This is a genomic window from Corallococcus praedator (assembly GCF_003612125.1).
GTDB lineage: Bacteria > Myxococcota > Myxococcia > Myxococcales > Myxococcaceae > Corallococcus > Corallococcus praedator.
In genome coordinates this window covers 1-17,677 of the sequence record NZ_RAWI01000195.1, presented here as the reverse complement: position 1 = coordinate 17,677, position 17,677 = coordinate 1, and the positions used below count along the sequence as shown (strand labels likewise).

Annotated in this window: 16 protein-coding genes; 5 read left to right on the top strand and 11 right to left on the bottom strand. The window is 70.0% G+C overall.

The genetic code is table 11. The features are described 5' to 3' along the window. Together D7Y13_RS23610 and D7Y13_RS23605 are read right to left on the bottom strand one after the other, a co-directional pair. Positions 1-569: TetR/AcrR family transcriptional regulator (locus D7Y13_RS23610; RefSeq protein WP_147452479.1), on the bottom strand; the 569-nt coding region annotated here is incomplete at its 3' end. A 9-nt stretch (positions 570-578) separates the two neighbouring features. Continuing rightward, positions 579-1,103, bottom strand: coding sequence for a PaaI family thioesterase (locus tag D7Y13_RS23605; RefSeq protein ID WP_120582380.1), 525 nt, complete (start codon positions 1,101-1,103; stop codon positions 579-581). A 151-nt stretch (positions 1,104-1,254) separates the two neighbouring features. Between D7Y13_RS23605 and fabF the strand changes: the two genes are divergently transcribed. The 3 genes from fabF to D7Y13_RS23590 all read left to right on the top strand — a co-directional run bounded on the left by fabF (position 1,255) and on the right by D7Y13_RS23590 (position 5,304). Continuing rightward, entirely contained in the window at positions 1,255-2,505 is a 1,251-nt protein-coding gene (gene fabF, locus D7Y13_RS23600; RefSeq protein WP_120582379.1) for a beta-ketoacyl-ACP synthase II, read from the top strand. A 314-nt stretch (positions 2,506-2,819) separates the two neighbouring features. Then, positions 2,820-4,430, top strand: a complete 1,611-nt coding sequence (locus D7Y13_RS23595) for a helix-turn-helix domain-containing protein (RefSeq protein WP_120534754.1) — start codon at positions 2,820-2,822, stop codon at positions 4,428-4,430. Position 4,431: 1 nt separating this feature from the next. Beyond that, the gene (locus D7Y13_RS23590; protein ID WP_120534753.1) at positions 4,432-5,304 is read left to right on the top strand and encodes a tetratricopeptide repeat protein; all 873 of its coding nucleotides are present in this window, start codon (positions 4,432-4,434) and stop codon (positions 5,302-5,304) included. Positions 5,305-5,334: 30 nt separating this feature from the next. Here the strand turns inward: D7Y13_RS23590 and D7Y13_RS23585 are convergent, their stop codons facing one another. The 3 genes from D7Y13_RS23585 to D7Y13_RS23575 form a co-directional block, all read right to left on the bottom strand. After that, on the bottom strand, positions 5,335-5,838 hold the full coding sequence (locus D7Y13_RS23585; protein ID WP_233595301.1) for a DUF1634 domain-containing protein: 504 nt from the start codon (positions 5,836-5,838) through the stop codon (positions 5,335-5,337). Continuing rightward, positions 5,835-6,617 carry a sulfite exporter TauE/SafE family protein gene (locus D7Y13_RS23580; RefSeq protein WP_120534752.1) on the bottom strand — a complete coding sequence of 261 codons (783 nt, stop codon included), beginning with the start codon at positions 6,615-6,617 and terminating at the stop codon, positions 5,835-5,837. Before D7Y13_RS23580 ends, D7Y13_RS23585 begins: the two co-directional genes overlap by 4 nt. Positions 6,618-6,744: 127 nt before the next feature. After that, positions 6,745-7,638, bottom strand: a complete 894-nt coding sequence (locus D7Y13_RS23575) for a zinc dependent phospholipase C family protein (RefSeq protein ID WP_120582378.1) — start codon at positions 7,636-7,638, stop codon at positions 6,745-6,747. Between the two features lie 143 nt (positions 7,639-7,781). Here D7Y13_RS23575 and D7Y13_RS23570 point away from each other — a divergent pair, with 143 nt between their 5' ends. Then, positions 7,782-9,377: a leucyl aminopeptidase gene (locus D7Y13_RS23570; RefSeq protein WP_120534750.1), complete on the top strand. Its 1,596-nt coding sequence runs from the start codon at positions 7,782-7,784 to the stop codon at positions 9,375-9,377. Here D7Y13_RS23570 and D7Y13_RS23565 read toward each other — a convergent pair. From D7Y13_RS23565 to ruvB, 6 genes are all read right to left on the bottom strand, one after another. Then, complete coding sequence (locus tag D7Y13_RS23565; RefSeq protein ID WP_120534765.1) at positions 9,374-10,012, bottom strand: hypothetical protein; 639 nt, start codon at positions 10,010-10,012, stop codon at positions 9,374-9,376. The genes D7Y13_RS23570 and D7Y13_RS23565 overlap by 4 nt on opposite strands. A gap of 117 nt (positions 10,013-10,129) precedes the next feature. Further along, complete coding sequence (locus D7Y13_RS23560; RefSeq protein ID WP_120582377.1) at positions 10,130-11,368, bottom strand: DUF4388 domain-containing protein; 1,239 nt, start codon at positions 11,366-11,368, stop codon at positions 10,130-10,132. A gap of 24 nt (positions 11,369-11,392) precedes the next feature. After that, on the bottom strand, positions 11,393-12,490 hold the full coding sequence (locus tag D7Y13_RS23555) for a thioredoxin domain-containing protein (protein ID WP_120534748.1): 1,098 nt from the start codon (positions 12,488-12,490) through the stop codon (positions 11,393-11,395). A 67-nt stretch (positions 12,491-12,557) separates the two neighbouring features. Beyond that, a complete protein-coding gene (gene lpxC / locus D7Y13_RS23550; RefSeq protein WP_120534747.1) occupies positions 12,558-13,502 on the bottom strand; it encodes a UDP-3-O-acyl-N-acetylglucosamine deacetylase in 945 nt (314 codons plus the stop codon). 447 nt (positions 13,503-13,949) lie between these two features. Next, positions 13,950-15,437 carry a hypothetical protein gene (locus D7Y13_RS23545; RefSeq protein ID WP_120582376.1) on the bottom strand — a complete coding sequence of 496 codons (1,488 nt, stop codon included), beginning with the start codon at positions 15,435-15,437 and terminating at the stop codon, positions 13,950-13,952. A 27-nt stretch (positions 15,438-15,464) separates the two neighbouring features. Then, a complete protein-coding gene (gene ruvB / locus D7Y13_RS23540; protein WP_120534745.1) occupies positions 15,465-16,502 on the bottom strand; it encodes a Holliday junction branch migration DNA helicase RuvB in 1,038 nt (345 codons plus the stop codon). Between the two features lie 119 nt (positions 16,503-16,621). Here ruvB and D7Y13_RS23535 point away from each other — a divergent pair. Continuing rightward, the coding region (locus D7Y13_RS23535) for an MBL fold metallo-hydrolase (RefSeq protein WP_120630780.1) at positions 16,622-17,677 on the top strand (1,056 nt) is incomplete at its 3' end.

Below are 17,677 nucleotides of genomic sequence, written 5' to 3'. Positions count from 1 at the left end.
CCCGCGAGCAGCAGCGCCCGGGCCGCGTCGAGGATCTCCGCCGACACCGCCTGCGAGCCGGTGGCCCTGGCGAGCGTCATCGCGCCGAAGCACAGCGCCACCGTCGCGAGCATCTGCTGCCGGGGCGTCGCGCCCTCCCGCGCCGGAAGCTGGCCCTGCGCCGCGCGCACCAGCTCCTCCAGACCCTGGCTGAACGAGGCCTGCACCTCCGGCGGCGCGCGCGTCAGGTCCGACAGGAGCGACGGCATCATGCAGCTCGTCTGTCCCGTGTCCCGGTTGTAGAGGCTCAGGTAACGGCGCGCGAAATGGTCCAGGAACGCCGGCCCCCGCAACCCCTCCATCCCCGCGAGCCAGCGCATCTGCCGCTCCTGCATGAACGCCCGCAGCGACTCCGCGAGCAGCGCCTCCTTGGACGTGAAGTGGGCGTAGAAGCCGCCCACCGTCAGCCCTGCGGCGCGCATCACGCGCTCCACGCTCGCCCCGCTGAAGCCCTCCGCGCGGAACAGCTTCTCCGCCGCCGCCAGGATGCGCGCGTGCGTGGCCTGCTTGTGCTCGGCGGTGTAGCGCATCGTCCGCTCCTACTCCTTCGCGCCCGAACCCGGCGGGCGGAAGATCATGCACGTCGTGGTGCCGTGCGCGTAGAGGTTGCCCTGTGCGTCCACCAGCCGCCCCTGCGCCGTCGCCACCCTGCCCCCCAGGTGGATGACCTCTCCCTTGCAGAACAGCTGCCCGGAGTCGTGCGCCACGCCCTTCACGTAGTTCACGTGCAGCTCCAGCGTCGTGTACCCCACGCCCATCGGCAGCATCGTGTGGATGGCGCACCCCATCGCGGAGTCCATCAGCGTGGCCGCCAATCCCCCGTGCACCATGCCGATGGGGTTGTAGTGGTGCTCGCCCGGCTGCACCGCGAACACCACCCTGCCCTCCTCCACCTCCACGGGCGAGAAGCCCATCAGCTCCGCGATGGGCGGCCCCGGCAGTTCACCCTTCTGGATGGCGCGCAGGTACTCCAGCCCCGACATCTTCTTCGCCGCCGAAGCGCCCTCCCGGGGGTCCCTCCACGTCACCGTCCGCGTCCGCGGGTTCACGGCCTGCTCGCTCATCGAAGGCTCCTCACCGGTTGAATGACCACCATCATTCCATCCGCCGCCCGGACGCCTGCTCATGGCTTTCATCCAGGTATCTCGGACTTGAAGTCATGGAAGGATGACCGTAATACCATCCCGTTGAGCGACTGGGGTCAAGGAGCATTCCATGGAGCAGCGGCGCGTCGTGGTGACGGGAATGGGGCTCATCAGCCCGTGTGGCACCGGGGTGGAGAAGAGCTGGGAGGGGCTGATCAATGGCCGCAGCGGCGTGGGGCCCATCACCCTGTTCGACGCCAGCCAGCTCGCCTGCCGGTTCGCCGGCGAGGTGAAGGACTTCAACCCGGAGGACTACATCGAACGGCGCGAGGTGCGGCGCATGGACCGCTTCGCGCAGTTCGCGGTGGCGGCGGCGGACATGGCGCTCGCGGACTCGGGCCTCAAGATCACGCCGGAGAACGCGGAGCGCGTGGCGGCCATCATCGGCTCCGGCATCGGCGGCATCGCCAGCATGGAGGAGACGTACAAGAAGGCCCTGGAGAAGGGGCCGGACCGCATCAGCCCGTTCTTCATCCTCCAGATGATCATCAACCTGGCGCCCGGCTACGTCACCATGCGCCACGGCATCAAGGGCCCGTCCTGGTCCACCAACTCCGCGTGCTCCACCAGCGCCCACGCCATTGGCGAAGCGATGCGCGGCATCCAGCGCGGTGAGTTCGACGCGGCGGTGGCGGGCGGCGCGGAGGCCCCCATCTCCCTGCTGGGCATCGGGGGCTTCGCCGCGATGAAGGCCCTGTCCACGCGCAACGACGCCCCCCAGGCCGCCAGCCGCCCGTTCGACAAGGACCGCGACGGCTTCGTGCTCGCGGAGGGCGCGGGCATCCTCATCCTGGAGGAGTACGAATCCGCCCGCGCGAGAGGCGCCCGCATCCTCGCGGAGCTGGTGGGCTATGGCGCCAGCTCCGACGCCCACCACGTCACCGCCCCCGCCCCTGAACACGAGGGCGCCCAGCGTGCCATGAAGGCGGCCCTGAAGGACTCGCGCCTGTCACCGGGCGACATCGGCTACCTCAACGCGCACGGCACCTCCACGGAGATTGGCGACCTGCTGGAGATGCAGGGCATCGCGCGCGTGTTCGGCGACGCGGCCTCCCAACTGGCCATCTCCTCCACCAAGTCCATGACGGGGCACATGAACGGCGCGGCCGGCGCCGCCGAGGCCGTCATCAGCATCCTGGCCCTCACCCGGGGCGTGCTGCCGCCCACCATCAACCTGGAGCACCAGGACCCGCGCATCTCCCTGGACTGCATCCCCAACGTCGCCCGCGAGAAGCGCGTGGACGCCGTGATGAGCAACTCCTTCGGCTTCGGCGGCACCAACGTGGCCCTCGTCTTCCGCCGCGCGCCGGACGCCCCGTAACCCTTTGTAAAAAAGCGCCCGCCGGTTTACTGACTTTTCCCCAGTTCCGCCGCACCGCGTTGGTAAACGGTTGACAACGTGCGGCACCGGCGAACGTTCCGCATCCCCACGACGCCTGAAAGCGCCGTAATTCCATGGGGTTATGTCCACCCCCGGCCAGGAGGGAGGCAGTCAACCCTCCGCGCGTCGCCTGCGGGACAGCGCTCCGATGGATCGGAAACGTTTATTGCAAATCGGTAAATCGATTTGCAGAGTGGATCCAGAGACCCGGTGCCGGACACGTCCTTTGACGCGGCCCGCCGGTGGCTGGAGCCATGAACAACGACAACGCTCTGAACGCGAACGTGGGGCTGAAGCTTCGAGGCCTGCGGTTGCAGCGCAACATCAAGCAGGCGGACGCGGCCAAGGACCTGGGCGTGTCCCCCGCGTACCTGAACCTCATCGAAAAGGGCAAGCGGGTGATGCCCTTCCCGCTGCTCTGGAAGGCGCTGCGCTACTTCGAACAGGACCCCGAGCAGTTCATGTCCACGCTGGGCGAGGGCCGCGTGGACGAGGCCCTGGCGAAGCTCCTGGACGAACCGCTGCTCAAGAGCCTGGACATCGACTCGGAGTCGCTCCAGTCGCTGTCCGCCGAACCGAAGCTCGCGGGCACCGTCGCCGCGCTCTTCAACCTCTACAAGAACACGCGCACGCAGTTGGAGAACGTGCTCGCGCAGCTCAACGTGGAGGAGCGCACCCGCACGCAGGGTTCGCCGTCCGGCAACGGCCTGGGCAACACGCCGGGCGTGCGCTTCGACTACTCGCCCTTCGACGAGGTCAGCGACTTCCTGGAGAAGCACCGCAACTACTTCCCGGAGCTGGAGGAGCAGGCCGAGGGGCTGCGCCGCGACTTCGGCCTGGAGCAGCAGATCACGAGCAGCCAGCTCACCCGCATGCTGGAGGAGCGCTTCGACTACCGGGTGCGCATCGAGCGCGCCACCAGCGGCTCGTCCGTGGTGCGCCGGCTGGACCTGGACGCGCGCACGCTCACGCTGTCGCCGGACCTCACCGAACAGCCCCTGAAGTTCCAGATCGCCGCCTCCATCGGCCTGATGGTGATGGACCGCGAGAAGCTGGTGGAGCGCATCCTGGGCGCCGGGCGCATGCGGCACGGGGAGACGGAGCGGCTCATCAAGGTCAACCTGGCGAACTACTTCGCCGGCGCGCTGATGCTGCCCTACAGCGAGTTCTTCAAGGAGGTGCAGCGCACGCGCTACGACGTGGAGCTGCTCTCCAACGTGTTCGGCACCACGTACGAGACGGTGGCCCACCGCATCTGCAACCTGTCCGACCCCAAGCGCCAGGGCCTGCCCTTCCACTTCCTGCGCGCGGACATCGCCGGCAACATCTCCAAGCGCTACAGCGGCACCGGCATCCGCTTCGCGTCAGGCGGCGGCAGCTGCGCGAAGTGGGCGGTGCACCTGGCGTTCCTCAACCCGTCCCAGATTACGCGGCAGTACTCCATCATGCCGGATGGGACGACGTACTTCTGCTTCGCCAAGGTGCAGCTGCAGCCCATCGAGGGCTCCATCGTGAAGGGCACCGCGTACTCCATCGGCCTGGGGACGCACGCGGAGAACGCCAAGTACCTGGCGTACGGCCTGCCCACCAACGACCTGCGCAAGGACGCCATCCCCAGCGGCATCTCCTGCCGCTTCTGCGAGCGCACCGACTGCAACCAGCGCGCGGCCGCCAGCTACCGCTTCGCCTTCGCCTTCGACGAGTACACGAAGAAGGACTGCTTCTTCTCCCCGCTGCTCGTCCACGAGAAGGAGAAGGGCGAGCGCAACGGCAATCACGACCCGCTGGATAACGACGCTGACGGGAGCGAGAAGCACGATTCGTTGGACAGGGGCGCCCGCCGCCGCAAGGGTCACGAGAACTGACATGCATCCGCCCGACACCGCCGAACGCGCCCACATCACCGAAGCCATCCAGAAGCAGCAGAACGCGCTCGCCTCCCTGCGCATCACCGGCTCCCCGTCCGAAGTGGGCCAGGGCCTGGTGTCGCTCGCGGAGCTGCACGGGATGCTGGAAGAGCACGCCGCCAGCCGTGAGCACTACGAGGAGGCCCTGGGCTTCTTCAAGACGGCGGGCAACAAGCCCGGGCAGGCGCAGGCCCTCTTCGGGTTGGGCGTGGTGAAGGCCTACTTCGAGGATCACCGGGGCGCCATCGAGCACATGGCCGTGGCCGCCCTGCTCTTCAACGAGGCCCGCGACCGCGACGGCGAGGCGCTCACCCGCGCCTGCATCGGAGAGTCCCTGCGCGCCCTGGGCGAGTCCGACGCCGCCGAGGAGAAGTACCAGGAGGCGCTCATCCTCTTCCGCCAGACGCGCAACACGGAGCGCATGGCGCGGCTGCTCCTGGACATTGGCGATCTGCGCATGGCGAAGGCGGAGTACGAGCCCGCGCGCAAGCGATTCCTGGAGGCCGTGCCGCTCCTGGAGCAGGGCGAGGATCCGGACGCGCTCGCGCTGGGCCACCTGCTGCTGGGCGAGTCCGAGGGCCTGCTGGGCCACCACGACAACGCGCGGCCCCACCTGCTGCGCGCCGTGGAGGCGTACGCGGAGCTGCACGACCACGTCTACGAGGCCCGCGCCCGGTGGGACCTGGGGCTGTCCTGCTACTACCTGCAGGACTTCGCCGCGGCCCGCGAGCAGTTCGAGGCGGTGATTCCGCTGTACGAGGAGCAGGGCCTTCGCGACGACGTGGCCAAGGTGAAGAACGTCCTTGCGCACTTCACCGCGCGCGGCGTGTAGCCACACCGCGCGCGGTCTTCTTCGCGTGCCTCAGGCCTGGAAGCCCGCGCCCACCGCCAACGCCAGCAGGCACAGCACCCCCGCGGCGATGGCGGTGTAGCGCCACTCGCCGCGCAGGCCCAGCAGCGTGCCGGCCATCGCCAGTCGCGCCACCGGCGTCACCAGCAGCATGGACGCAGCGCCCTTGCGCAACAGGTCGATGGCCACGTGCACGGACTCGCCGCGGGGCAGCAGCTCCAGCGCGAGCGACGCCACGAACATCCCTCCACTCATCACCGCACCGGTGCGCAGCACGCGCGCGATCCACCGCTCACCGGCCATGGCACGACGCGCCCACCGCTGCGCCCGAGGTTGGGCGTCCGGGTGGGTGATGGGCTCCTGCTGGAGCTGGACTTCGAGCTGTTCTTCGAGCTGCTCGGGCAGCGGCGCGGGCAGGGCCACCGCTGTCGCCTGCGTGTTGCGCGGCGGCGGGCCTGCCCCAGGCCTGCCCACCGATGAGAGCACTCCGTGTGCCGCGGGATTCGCCTCACTCATTTCCATATGCTCGGCCACAACCCCTCCCCTCCCTTCCACAACATCTGTCCGGCCACCAGAAGCAGTACCGCCGCGAAGAGCTTCTTCAAAACGGCGGTGGGAACCTTCGGCATCAGTCGGCTGCCCACCGACGCGCCGGCCAGCACGCCCACCACCAGCGGCGCCACGAGGCCCAGGTTCAGGTGGCCGCGCCACGCGTAGGCCGCGACGCTCGCGGCCCCGGTGACGCCCACCATCAGGTTGCTGGTGGCGCTGGCCACCTTGAAGGGCACGCGCATGCCGTAGCTCATCAGCGGCACCTTCAGCGGCCCGCCGCCCACGCCCAGCAGCGCCGAAAGGCCGCCCGCGACGAACGAGCCGGAGATGCCCAGCGGATAGTTCGTGGGCACATAGCTGGCCGTCGACACCGGCTCCTGCAGCGGTGTGCGCAGAAGCAGCATCTGCAGCGACACGAAGAGGGTGAAGAGGCCGAACACCACCGCCACCATCGCCTCCGCGACAAAGGCCGCGACGAGTCCGCCGACGATGGCGCCCATCACCGTGGCCAGCTCCAGCGTGAGGCCCAGCCGCAGGTCGCTCAGTTTGTTCTCAACGTAGCTGGCGGCGGCGGCGCAGGAGTTGGCCACCACGCACATCAGGCTCGCGGGGACGGCCTGCTCCAGCGGGATTCCGAAACCCAACACCAGCACGGGCACCAGGACGATGCCGCCACCAATGCCCAGCAGCGACCCCAACCCGCCCGCCAGAAGGCCCGACGCCATGAGAAGCAAGACCGTCATTCCCTATCGAGAATAGGGGGCACTCCCCGGTCCGGATAGCGCCATACCCCCCAGGGCACCTGGCTTGATTGGCCGGATGCCCTGCACGCGGACACGGCGTCAGACGCGCGCCGTGGATCCGCGTTCACTACGCGGCGGTGGCACCCAGCGTGCCTTCGGGAAACTCCTCGAAGAAGCGCGCGCGGGTGCGCGGGGTGTAGGTGCCGCGCGCCATGTAGCCGTGAAGTCGTTTGATCAACCCGCGCGTCACGTCCAGCGCGGCATCCACCTCCGCCGCGAAGTCGAATTGATCATTGCGATACAGCTCCTGGAACGACAGCTGCGTGTACGCCGGCAGCGCCCGCACCCGCCCCAGCGGGCTGGACAGGAAGAGGCCGGAGACATAGAGGCCGCGCACCCAGCCATCCACCTCCGCCTTGGTGGGGGCCTGTCCCACGCGCTCCTGGGACGCCAGCCGCACCAGTTCGTAGATGCCCCGGCCGATGCCGCGCAGCGGCAGCCCCGCGCTCTTGCCCACCTGGAACTTCTCGCGCAGGCGGGAGGTGCCCACGCCGTCCGTGCCGTCCTGTTCGCGCAGGAAGAACAGCGTCTGGGCCCACTCCACCTGCCGGCGCGCGTCCCAGGCCCGTTCGCCCTTGCGGCGGTGGCGCAGCACCAGCGCGTCCACCAGCGGATGCAGGCGCCGGTCCAGGGCCAGGTGCGTGAAGTAGCCGGTGAGGATGGCCAGCCCCGCCTCGGTGCCCACCAGGGCCCCGGTGGCGACGAGCTCCGCCATCTTCAGGCCCAGGCCCACCGGCGCGCGCTCGTGGTACAGCCGCGCGAAGGAAGGCCAGCCGGCCTCCGGCAGCATCAGGGACAGGCCCCCGCGCACGCCCCCGCACAGGGGCAGGTCCGGCAGCGCGGCGCCAAAGCGCGCATACGGCAGGTCCTCGGACAGCGCACGCACCCAGTCCGTGGGGAGCCCGTCCGGGTGTGCGGCCAACCGTTCGATGGCCGTCAGATGGAGCAGCAGGGTGGGCATGGGGTCCGCACAGCTATCCAGCGCGCCGGGGCAATGCAATGCCCGAGTGGCAACCAGCGCTTTGCGACCAACACGTCACGCGTCTACAGTCACGCCCTTCGGATCACCCTTTCTTCCCTTTAAGTCCAGGAGTCCAAGTCGCCATGCAATTCAGTCTCGTCTCCGGTGACGCCGCGCCGGTGAGCGGTGAGCTGCTCGTCATCCCCCTCTTCGAGGGCGAGCTGGTGGGTGACGCCGCCCCGGCGCCGCTGGCCACCGCCGACTCGGCGCTGGACGGCAAGCTGCGCGCCGCCGCCACCCAGGAGGGGTTCAAGGCGAAGGTGGACCAGTCCTTCCTGCTGCACACGCTGGGGCGGCTGGGCAACGAGCGCGTCCTGCTGCTGGGCCTGGGCAACCGCGCGCGCTTCCAGCCGGAGGTGCTGCGGCTGGCCGCGGGCCGCGCGGCCAAGACGGCGCAGCGGCTGAAGGTCACCAGCATCGCCTTCCGCGTGCCCGCCACGGACCGCGCGGAGGACGTCGTGCGCGCGGTGGTGGAGGGCCTGGAGCTGGGCGTCTACCGCTTCGACAAGTACAAGTCCGCCGCGCGCGAGGATAAGGGGTCGCCCAAGCTGAAGAGCGCCACGCTGGCGCTGCCCCCGGGCAGTGAGAAGTCGCGCGCGCTGGACGACGCGCTGAACCTGGGCCTGAAGGTGGCGGAGGCCGTCAACTGGGCGCGCGACCTGGTGAACGAGCCGCCCAACGTGGTGACGCCCGTGCGCCTCGCGCAGGCGGCGCAGCAGGCCGCGAAGGAAGCGGGACTCCAGGCGGAGATTGGCGGGCGCAAGGAGATTGAGCGCCTGAACATGGGCATGTTCCTGGGCGTCACCGTGGGCAGCGCGCAGGAGCCCCGGCTCATCCACCTGGTCTACACGCCGAAGAACGCGAAGGACGCGAAGCGCGCCCCGCTGGCGCTGGTGGGCAAGGCCATCACCTTCGACTCCGGCGGCCTGTCGCTCAAGCCCACCGAGGGCATGGTGGAGATGAAGACGGACATGGCGGGTTCGGCCGCGGTGCTGGCCGCCATGAAGGTCATCGGTGGCGTGGTGAAGCCGCCCTTCCCCGTGCACGCCTTCATTGGCGCGTGCGAGAACATGCCGTCGGGCACGGCGTACAAGCCCGGTGACATCCTCACCGCGCGCTCCGGCAAGACGGTGGAGATCACCAACACGGACGCGGAAGGCCGCCTGGTGCTGGGCGACATGCTCACCTGGGCTGGCGAGCACGAGCCGTCCGCCATCATCGACCTGGCGACGCTGACGGGCGCGTGCATGGTGGCGCTGGGCAACTACATCGTGGGCGCGTTCGGCGACGACGACGCCACGGTGAACAGCGTGCTGGACGCCGCGAAGTCCGCGGGCGAGGAGATGTGGCGCCTGCCCATCAGCGACATGCAGAAGGACGCGCTGCGCTCCGACGTGGCGGACATGAAGAACTCCGGCGAGCGCTGGGGAGGCGCCATCAACGCGGCGCTCTTCCTCAAGGAGTTCGTCGGGGACATCCCGTGGGTGCACCTGGACATCGCCGGCCCGTCCAACAGCCCCAAGGAGCGCGGCTACCTGAACAAGGGCGCCACCGGCTCCGGCGCGCGCACCCTGGTGGAGCTGGTGCGCCGGCGGGCCGCGGACGTCGCGACCCAGCCGGAGCCCAAGGCGGAGCCCGTGAAGGCCGCGAAGCGCGCGAAGGCGAAGACGGCCCGCTAACGCGGGTCGCCCGGTTCGGGTTCGGGCGCGCGAGGCGTCGCGCGCACGGCCACGCTCGGCTCGGGGAGCGGACGGACGCCGGCCATCAGCTCATCCACGCTGACGGTCACGTCCTCCGACACCTCCGTGGGCCAGGTGGCCAGCATCATCAGCACGCGGCCGCTGTTGCCCTCGCGCACGGCCACCTTGCCGCGCACGCCTTCGCCCACCTGGAAGTCGAACCCCACCGCGTTGTCCGACAGCGCGATGGGCTGCGGGTCCGTGGTGGTGAAGCCCGGCTGCTGGCGCAGGCCCTGCGTCAGCCGCTCGGCGAACTGGGTGGGCGTGGCCACGCCGGGCGCCACCTGGAGCACCACCTGGGCCCCCGACACGCGGTGGCGCAGGATGACCGGAATGGCGAGCCCCTCCGGGGTGCGCTCGTTCGTCTCATCCAACTGCCACTCCGCCGTGGGCCGCACGATTTCAAAGCCCAGGTCCTCGTCCACGTAACGTCGCGTGGTGGACGCAACGCTCGCGTCCTCCACCCCGGAGCCTCCCGTGCCCGCGGGCTCCGCCTTCGTCACCGCCGTCCGGGACGCGCCACATGCCGTGCTCAACAGCAGCACTCCCCACCCCAACGTCCGCATCACGCCCATGTCGCTCATCCCCCGCCTGCCACCAGCGCCGTGGGGACGAACGTGGGCACCCGGTCCCAGGCTGACCAGGGGGACATCAGGGTGGGTGTCCGACTCAGGAAAGTCCGGCGGACGACGCTAGGACAGTCCGCCCTGCAGGGTGCGGTACGTGTTCGCCAGCCGCTCCGCCACGTCCGGAGGCAGCGCGTTGCGCGCGGAGAACAGCGCGTAGGACACGAAGGCGTCCAGCGCCTCCAGCGCCATCGCCCGGCCCACCGCCTCGCCGCCGCTGGTGGACACGTTGGCGCGCAGCCTCACGACGTCCACGCGCCCGTCCGGCCCCACCGTGACGCCCTGGTACGCGTTCTCCAGGCCCGGGGGCGGCGCCTCCACGAAGCCGCGCAGCAGGTCCACGTCCCGGCCCGCCTCGCGCAGCGCGCGGTGCACCAGCGACAACAGGAGGTTGTAGCGCTCCTCCGCGGACAGCAGCTCCCAGGCCATGCCCTCCACCGCCGGGCCCGGTGACGGCACGGGCTCCGCGGCCTGCAAGGCCAGGTGGCCCCCCCGCACCGCCTCCTCCACCCCGCTGTAGAAGGCGTACTGGCTGCCCGCGTACGCGGCGCGCAGCGTGCCCAGCGTCGTGCCCCCGCCCAGCTTGGCGAACAGGGCCTCCTCGCCGGGCAGCGCGCCCTGGGGGCCGGGGCCCACGCGCATGTCGTCCGGGAAGCGGCGGCGCAACCGGCCCGTCTCCTCCGCGCGCTTGATGCCGGTGAGGACCAGGTCCCTCGTGCGCTCCGGCAGCTTCACCGCGTCCACCGCCGGGGCCCGCGCCTCCAGGAAGAGGAAGCTGCCCTCCTGCATCTCGAAGAGGTTGAGCACCACCTCGCGCACGACGAAGGTCATCGCGCTGTAGAGGCTGGCTTCCGACACGAGCCCCTGCGACGTGAGCACCTGGCCGATGCGGCGCGCGGGCGTCACCTGCCCCAGCGCCGCCGCCAGCTGCACGTCCGTGAGCAGGCCCAGCCGCACCATCACCGCGCCCAGGCGCTCCCACTTCTCGCTGGAGGTGGCGAACACCACCTGGCCGTCGCGGAACATCACCGCGCGGCGCACGGGGCCGTGCTGCACGATGAGCTGGCCGGTGCGGATGCCCGAGAGGATTTGAGCGAACACCTCCTCGACCGAGAGCGACCCCAGGCTGCCGGCGAAGAAGCCGGACGCGCCATGGGACTCCGGGAGGAGCACCAGTCCCTCGGGCGCGTGGAAGTGCGCCACGAGGGGCCGGCTGGGAGAGACGACGGCGGCGAGCGGCCGCTCCAGTTCGAGCGAAGCCGCCTCACCGCTCACGCGGGGCGTGGCCTTGGGTCTGGGCGCCACCGCATCCCTCCCGGGGGTTACAGGCTACTTCTTCGCGCCGGACAGCTCCGCGTCGATGATGCTCTTGAACTCTTCGAAGGGCTGCGCGCCCGACAGCATGATGCCGTTGATGAAGAACGCCGGCGTGCCGTTGACGCCCACCTTGGAGCCGTCCGCCTGGTCCGCCTTCACCTGCGCGGCCTTCTCACCGGAGTCGAGGCAGGTGTTGAACTTCGCGGTGTCCAGCTTCAGCCCGGCCGCGGTCTTCTTCAAATCCTCCACGCCCAGCGCCTTCTGGTTCGCGAAGAGCGCGTCGTGCATCTCCCAGAACTTGCCCTGGTCGTTGGCGCACAGCGAGGCCTCCGCGGCCTTCTGCGCCTGCTTGTGGAACTCCAGGGGGAACTGGCGGAACACCAGGCGCACCTTGTCGCCGTAGGTCTTCGTCACCTGGTCCACCGACGCGATGGCGCGGCTGCAGAACGGGCACTCGAAGTCGCTGAACTCCACGATGGTGACCGGCGCGTTCTCCGGGCCCTTGGACGGACCGGTGGCCGCGACCTGCTTGCGCTCCACGGGACCGCGCGCGGGCTCGGGCAGCTCGTACTTCACGTTGGCGCCCTGGCGCAGGGACTCGAAGAACTTCTGCGCGGCCTCCTGCTTCTGCTGGCCGGACAGGAAGTCCACGATCTGCGGCTTCATCTGCTCGTAGGTCGCGCCGGGGGGCAGCTGGCCCTTGGCGCCCTCGAAGACCTCCTTGATCTTCTCTTCCGGAGGCGCGGGGATCTTGTCGTCGATCTCCGCCTTGAGCAGCTGGTCCTCGGTCAGGCTGCGCTTGGTGGCCTCTTCCTTCACCAGACGCTCGGTGACCAGACCTTCCAGGCCGCGCTTGCGCAGCTGGTACTTCTGCTTGTCCAGGTTCGCCAGCGGCTCCTTGATGCGCTCGTTGAGCTCACCGAAGGTGACCTTCTGACCGTTGCCGAAGGTGGCGACCACCGTGTCCGGCGCCGGCTCCGAGGCATTGCCAGCCTGGGCCTGGGCGGCGGGCGCCTGGGTGGTGGCCGGCGCCTTCTCCTTGTTGCAGCCGGCGGTGAGGGATGCCGCGAGGAGGGCGGCCAGGGCGAGGCGAGTAGGACGCATGGACATAAGTCGCCGACTTAATAGAGGAGCCCTGGGCTGGCAAGGAATTGCCAAACCCTCACTTCAGGCCACTTCAGGCGACCAGCGGCTCCAGCTCCAACGCGCCCGCGAGGCTTCCACGACCCGGCTCGCGCCCTTCCACATCCCGGCGGCGCGCGGTGACGATGTCGAAGCTGGACGGGTCCGCCAGCACCTTGCGCACCAGCTTGTGGTTGAGCGCGTGGCCCGTCTTGAACGCCGTCATGTGACCGATGACGGGACGGCCGAACAGCGACACGTCGCCGATGGCGTCCAGGATCTTGTGGCGCACGAACTCGTCCGGGAAGCGCAGGCCGTCCGGGTTGAGGATGGACGCCTCGTCCACCACCACGGCGTTCTCCAGCGAGCCGCCGCGCGCCAGGCCCAGCGTCTTGAGCTTCTCCACGTCGCGCAGGAAGCCGAAGGTGCGCGCGCGGGAGATTTCGCGCGAGAAGCCCCGGTCGTTCACGTCCACGTCGAAGGACTGGCCCTGGATGACGGGGTGCTCGAAGTCGATGGTGCAGCTGATGCGGAAGCGCCGGGCGGGGGTGATGGACGCCTGCTTGTCGCCGTCCGACACCGCCACGCTCTTCTTGATGACCAGGTACTCGCGCGGCGCGTCCAGCTCATGCGCCCCCGCCTCCATGATGGCGTGCGTGAAGGGCGCGGCGCTGCCGTCCATGATGGGGACTTCGGGTCCGTCCAATTCCAGACGCACGTTGTCGATGCCCATGCCCGCCAGGGCCGACATCAGGTGCTCCACCGTGCCCACGCGCACGCCGTCGCGGCCCAGCGTGGTGGCCAGCGACGTGTCCACCACGTACTCCGCCAGCGCGGGGATGCTCACCGGGCGCGGCAGGTCCGTGCGCACGAACACGATGCCGTGCCCCGCGGGCGCGGGCTTCATCGTCAACGTCACGGGCGCCCCGGAGTGGAGGCCCACGCCCCGGCAGATGGCCGGCTGGGAGAGGGTGCGCTGGGAGTCGGTGAACTGGAGCATGTCGGTGTCGCCTCTAAGAACTGCTTCGTACTGACGCACGCAGGGTACGGGCCCGTCCGACCGTTCAACGGGGTCTGACGCACTGCACACAGGAGCAATCAACATGCCACCAGCCCGTGACACAAGCGCTTCCCGGAAGACGCGCGCGGGGTGGGCCAACCCCCCGGAACTGCTGGCGACGCGGGCCTCCGGACGGAGGACGTCAGGACCCAGGGCCCCCACCACCCTCTTGGGAAACACGACACATCCCCCTGCACCGTGACAGCCATGTCCGGAATTCACCCTTCGGACCCCGGCTTTTCCCGGCGCGCCACGCGCCAACCCGGAGTGTGTGTCGCCCAAGCGACATGGGCGCGTCTCTACCGCAGGCCAGTGCCCGGAAGCAAACGCATGCACGGGCCTCTCCGGGAGTCCGGGGCTTGACTGGAAAAGGGCTCTGCGGGTGGGTCAGCGCGTCGCGGGCGGGAGGAAGCGGTCGCGCAGGGCTTCCGCGTCGGGCCGGTCGAAGCCACGCCCCTGGAGGAGCGAGCGGCGGCTCACGGCGTGGAAGGTGGTTTCCAGCGTTTGTGAAAACCGCCGGAGGTCTTCCGCGAGGCGGCTGCGGATGCCGGGGCCTTCGGGGGGCCAGGGCAGCTCGACGAGCAGCGAGGAGAAGCGGTCGAAGGCGTCGTAGTCCGCGTAGCGCAGCAGCTGGTAGCCGCCGTCGTGGAAGTAGTCGAGGAACGACTTGAGGGCGGCCAGCACGCGCTCGGCGGCGGGCACGTCCTCGGAGCGCAGGTGGCCTTCCGCGGCGCGGCACAATTGGGCGTAGACCCACAGGTCCTTGCGCAGGCGCAGCGCGGCGTCCTGGGGGCTGGTGAGGTGGGCGAAGGCCTCCTCCCCCAATGAGCCGTTGGGCGCGAGCGCGTCCACGAGCGCGACGATCTGCTGGCGGAACAGCGTGGTGAAGGCCTCCGCGGCGCGCAGGGCGGCGGCGGGGTCGCGGTCCAGGTCCACCATCACCTCGCGGGCGATGCGGTCCGTCTCCCGGGCCAGGTCTCGCGCGGCGCGCAGCGTGGCGGCCTGGAGGGGCTTGGAGCCGGCCTTGGGGGACAGCTCGGTGTGCAGGTAGCTGGCGACGGCGGCGGCCTCTCCGCGCACCAGCGACAGGAGCACGCGCACGCGGCGCGGCACGGGCGGCTGCGTCTCCGGATCCACGTGCGTCAGGTAGTGCAGCACGCGGAACAGGCCCAGGAACGCGGTGGTGTAGAGGGGCCGCGTGTCCGCGGGCAGCGCGCCCAGGATGTCCAGCAGGCGCACGGAGCGCAGCCGGTCGTACTCAACGCGGAACTCCAGCGGGCGGAAGGGGCGGAAGTAGCGGTTGAGGACGATCTCCCGCAGCGTCAGCTTGCCCACGTCCTGGAAGAGCGACAGGCCGATGAGCGGCAGCTGGAGCAGGTTGTCGAGCAGGTTCTTGAGCGCGTCGAACGCCTCGCGCACGACGAAGAGGCTCTCCGGCGGGGTCTCCTGATCCAGCTCCTCTTCAATCAAGAGCCGGCGCACGCGGTCATCCGCGAGCTGGGTCTCCACGTACTTGCGGAAGACCATCTTCGGGTCGCTGTCCGGGTCCTGCAGGTGGCGCGCGACGCGCACGGCGCGCTCCATGGCGTCGCGCACGTCCGCCAGCTCCTCGTGGAAGTCGCGCGTGACGAGCGGCCGGGCGCGGGCATCCACCACGGCGTTGTGGAGGTTCAGGTAGCGCTCCACGGCGCGCAGCCACATCTCGAACTCGAAGAGCAGCTCCTCGCGGCCCTCCACGGGCACGCCGCGCAGCCAGCGCTCGCGTTCGGCGAGGAAGCCCGCGCGCGTGGCCTGCGAGGCGCGCATCAGGTCGCCGTAGAAGTCGCGGGGACTGGAGAGGACCGTGGGCACGGAGGGCGCGGAGGCGTGGCTCATGGCGGCGGGCTCGCGGAGGCGTGGGGGCTAGAAGAGCGTGCCCTGGGGAGAGCTGGGGGGCGGCGTCTTCTTGAAGTACTGGTAGGTGCGCAGCGTGGCGGTGCGGCCCCGGGGCGTGCGCATGAGGAAGCCCTCCTGCATCAGGAAGGGCTCGTAGACGTCCTCGATGGTGTCGCGCTGCTCGCCCACGCTCGCGGCGATGGTCTCCACGCCCACCGGGCCACCGCCGAACTTCTCCACGATGGTCAGCAGGATCTTGCGGTCCATCGCGTCCAGGCCGCTGGCGTCCACGCCCAGCCGGGTCAGCGAGTCGTGCGCCAGCTCGTAGGTGATGCGGCCGTTGCCCTCCACCTGGGCGAAGTCGCGCAGCCGGCGCAGGAGCCGGTTCGCGATGCGGGGCGTGCCGCGCGAGCGGATGGAGATTTCACGGCTGGCGGCCCGGTCCAACGGCACGCCGAGGATGCGCGCGGAGCGGTCGAGGATCTGCTCCAGGTACTTGGGCTCGTAGTACTCCAGGCGCTCTTGAATCTGGAAGCGGTCGCGCAGGGGGGACGTGAGCAGGCCCGTGCGCGTGGTGGCCCCCACCAGCGTGAAGGGCGGCAGATCAATCTTCATCGCGCGGGCGGCGGGCCCGGTGTCGATGGTGATGTCCAGCCGGAAGTCCTCCATCGCCGGGTAGAGGTATTCCTCCACGGCGGCGTTGAGGCGGTGGATCTCGTCGATGAAGAGGATGTCCCGCTCGTTGAGGTTGGTGAGCAGACCCGCCAGGTCCCCCTTGCGCTCCATGGCGGGGCCGCTGGTGACGTGGATGCCCACGCCCAGCTCGTTGGCGATGAGGTGCGCGAGCGACGTCTTGCCCAGGCCCGGCGGCCCGGAGAAGAGGCAGTGGTCCAGCGCGTCGCCCCGGACCTTCGACGCGGCCACGTAGACCTTGAGCTTCTCCACGACGGCGCCCTGGCCTACATACTCGTCAAAGGAGCGAGGGCGCAGGGAGGCTTCCAGCCGGATGTCTTCCGGCTGAACATCTCCCGAGAGGGTGTCATCGGACTTCCTCGCCATCACCATTCCGACCCTATACAGCGAAGGGGCCACGTGTCGCTCCCCTTCTGGCGCCGCCAGATTCGGACGGCACGCCGACCGGCCAGCCAGGGGGTAGGCCCCCCTGCCCCAAGGGAGTCGCGTCCATGAGCCTCACCCCCTCACCGTTCCGTCCCCTGCCGTTCCTTCCGGAGGCACACACCGAGCGCTCTCCTGGACAGCGACTGCAGAAGCTGCGCCGCGCCGCATTGGACGCCCGCGAGGCCTTCGTCCGCGAGGGCCCGGTGGCGGCGGTGGCGACGTGCGACCTCGTCACCTTCCCCTACCCCACGCTGTTCGCCTTCAGCGGGGCGGCGCTGTCCCCGGCGCCCTACGTGATGATGACCAACCGCATGCAGGTGGTGCAGTTCGCGGAAGGGGGCACGGGCCAGCGCCGGACGCTGCTGTTCAACCCCACCGACTACGAGCGGGGCTACGCGGCGCCCTTCTACCGCGCGCTGCGCGAGCGCTACGGCGCGTTCCTCTCCGACAAGGTGATGACCACCCGCCACGGCACGGTGCAAGGCCACCTGGAGTCGCTGGGGCTGACGCCGTCGGACGTGGACTACCTGGCCTTCGACCACCTGCACATCCAGGACCTGCGCGGCTGGCTGGGCGGCGCGGGCGCCCCGGCCGTCTTCCCGCGCGCGAAGCTGCTGGTGCAGCGCAGCGAGTGGACCATGGTGAAGCACCTGCACCCCATGCAGTGCGTGTGGTTCGTGCCCGGCGGCGCGGAGATTCCAGAGGACCGCGTGGTGCTGCTGGACGGCGACACGTGGCTGGGCCAGGGCGCGGCGCTCCTGAGCACGCCCGGGCACACGCAGGGCAACACGTCCCTGGCGGTGGCCACCGCGAACGAGGTGTTCGTGGTGAGCGAGAACGGCGTGAGCACGGAGAGCTACACGCCCCTGCTGTCGCGCATCGCGGGCGTGCGCCGCTTCGCGGAGCAGATGGGCTGGGAGGTGGTGCTCAACGGCAACACGCGCGAGGACTCGCTGGAGCAGTACGCGTCCATGGTGGTGGAGAAGCTCTTCGCGGGCCCCTCCGCCGCGGACGGGGCGTTCGTGAACTTCCACCCCTCGTCGCTGCTCACCTCCCACCTGCTGGCCCCGGGCCTGGGCCCCACCGTGGTGCTGCCCGCCCCGAACACGGGCGAGCTGCAC